We start from the raw sequence: 2853 nt of genomic DNA on the forward strand, positions 1-2853 counted from the left end.
CAATGACTTTTTATTGAAAGTAAAAATTAATGGGTATTTATTTTTCTTTTAGCTCACTTAACTTTTATTATAAGTGGTGTTTGCTTCGCTCGGGTGTCTGAATCTTCGATTTGTCTTGATGAAAGAAGTGACAGAGAAATATTTATGGGTTATTATTGAACGTTTTTTCTTTTGCCTTGATGCAAAAGAAACAAAAGATCAAGCCTGAAAATCAAAAGCTCAAAAACTACCTCAAAGTACCCTTCCACAGCCCGAGCCGTTCGCCTTCCAGGCTCAACTCGCGGACTGCTGCCACTTTAATTTTTCGTTGTTTTTTTATGCTTTTTATTTAAGGGCGGGGAGAAGAGGGGTTACATAAACGTTTATTGGAACTACTACTACTACTACTACTACTACTACTACTATTATTATTATTATTATTATTATTATTATTATTATTATTTCTGAAGAACGATCTTTTCTTTTAGCTCACTTAACTTTTATTATAAGTGGTGTTTGCTTCGCTCGGGTATCTGAATCTTCGATGTGTCTTGATGAAAGGAGTGACAGAGAAATATTTATGGGTTATTATTGAACGTTTTTTCTTTTGCCTTGATGCAAAAGAAACAAAAGATCAAGCCTGAATAGTTTTATCCCAAAAATCATCGGACGTATTTTCCTATCGCAACCCCAGCCGCTCGTGTTTCACACTCGACTCGGGGGTTGCTCCCCTTCGGCCACCGCTTAAATCCTTACCGTGATTTTTTGGGATAAAACTATAAGGGCGGTAAGAGGAGGGGTTAGATGAACGTTTTTTGGAACCACTACTACTACTACTACTACTACTACTACTTTATATGAAGTACAATTTTTTCTTTTGCCTTGATGCAAAAGAAACAAAAGATCAAGCCTGAATAGTTTTATCCCAAAATCATCGGACGTATTTTCCTATCGCAACCCCAGCCGCTCGTGTTTCACACTCGACTCGGGGGTTGCTCCCTTCGGCCAACGCTTAAATCCTTACCGTCATTTTTTGGGATAAAACTATAAAGGCGGTGAGAGGAGGGGTTGAATGAACGTTTATTGGTATTATTATTATTATTATTAATTAAGAAGTATTAAAAATATATTTTCGCAATTATTAAAGATGTTTTTGTGCCAGATGGAAGTAATGTAAAGGTCTGAGATGAATTAATCAGTGGTAATTTGTGAAATTTGTGGTAAAAAAATACATATTAATTAAATACGACATTAAATTCAAGTCATTACTTATTATTACTTATAAAGAACACTCTTTTCTTTTGCCTTGATGCAAAAGAAACAAAAGATCAAGCCTGAATAGTTTTATCCCAAAAATCATAGGACGCATTTTCCTATCGCAACCCCAGCCGCTCGTGTTTTACACTCGACTCGGGGGTTGCTCCCTTCGGCCAACGCTTAAATCCTTACCGTGATTTTTTGGGATATAACTATAAGGGCGGTTAGAGGAGGGGTTTAATGAACGTTTATTGGTATTATTATTATTATTATTATTATTATTATTATTTCTGAAGAGCAATCTTTTCTTTTGTCTTGATTACTCAAGAGTTACTACTTTATTAGAGCTCGTGAATCTTTAATTTCAAAAGGGACAAGAAAAATTCATGGGTTAATTGTATTATTGAGTATTTATCAAGAACGATCTTTTCTTTTTTGCTTGATCAAAAAGAAACAAAAAAATATTCACGGGTTGTTATTGTTTTTTTGGTATTCATGAATCTTCGATTTCACTGCCTGAAAATTAAAAGCTTAAAAACTACCTAAAAGTGCCGTTCCGCAGCCCGAGCCGTTCGCCTTCCAGGCTCAACTCGCGGACTGCTGCCACTTTACTTTTTCGTTGTTTTTCTATGCTTTTTATTTAAGGGCGGTTAGAGGAGGGGTTTAATGAACGTTTATTTGGTATTATTACTATTATCATTATTATTTCTGAAGAATGATCTTTTCTTTTAGCTGACTTAATTTATATTATTAGGGGTGTGATGCGCTATTAGAGTTGCGGTATTGTTTTTCCGGTGGAGTATTTTATGTTTTTTGCGTTCTTGTTTTGCAAAACCTATAAATAGGAATGTGAGATGGAGGTGGTTTCCTATTGGCTTGTCTGTTGTGAGTATTATGGTTTGTTTTTCGGATTCTTTGTCCAGTATTATTTCTGTACTGTAACAGGTGTCGAAGGTATTGTTTTCGAAGTCCCAGTTTGCAGTGGCCGTACTAAAATGAACATGAGTAGCTTCTTCTGGCCAGTCGACATCTTGACTGGCGGTGAAATCAATTAGTGTCACTGTTTGCTTCTCAGGATTGCATTGCTCTTTTATTTTAAGAACGTGCGCTAAAGGTCTTAATTTGTTGCTTTCAAAAAGTAATAACGCTTCTTTGCCATCGATGGTTTTTAACCCTGCTGTAAGGGTTCTTTCTCCCTGCCGTTGGGTTGTATCTTCCTGAAGAATTTCGAAAAGGAGTTTGTTTGTTCTGCCTGCAACACTCCCGTCTTTTGCCTGGCTGTTAAAACGGGAAGCAAGTTGGCGAAATACAGCAGCTTTTTTTACACATTGTCCGAATTCCTGAGACTGATTGCGTATTCTGTCAAAAATGGGGTTGTTTTTGAATTGCTCTGCCGTTACTCCCGTTTTTCCTTTCATTCGGGCATAATTTTCTCCATCTGCCGTTATCACAAAATTGATATCGTCTAAGGTTCCTTTGATTAAAAATGGTGCTATTACTTTTGCCATATGTTTTTTTGTTAGTGAGTAGGGTATATAGTGAGAAGTGAATAGTGAGAAGAGAGGGGGTTCAATTAAACAAGCTGCATTACTACTACTACTACTACTACTACTACTA

The 2853-nt window shown here is 36.3% G+C and carries 1 protein-coding gene; it reads right to left on the bottom strand.

Annotation, left to right across the window (positions count from 1 at the left end; all coding sequences use genetic code 11):
* Window positions 1-1973: 1973 nt before the first annotated feature.
* On the bottom strand, window positions 1974-2744 hold the full coding sequence (locus BMX64_RS14670) for a hypothetical protein (protein ID WP_091173904.1): 771 nt from the start codon (window positions 2742-2744) through the stop codon (window positions 1974-1976).
* Between the last annotated feature and the right edge of the window lie 109 nt (window positions 2745-2853).

The organism is Flavobacterium sinopsychrotolerans, from assembly GCF_900110375.1.
In the GTDB taxonomy this organism is placed as follows: Bacteria; Bacteroidota; Bacteroidia; order Flavobacteriales; family Flavobacteriaceae; genus Flavobacterium; species Flavobacterium sinopsychrotolerans.

What these genes read in the sequence shown, in the direction of transcription:
- BMX64_RS14670 (WP_091173904.1), bottom strand. Translation starts at nt 2,744, where the DNA reads ATGGCAAAAGTAATAGCACCATTTTTAATCAAAGGAACCTTAGACGAT.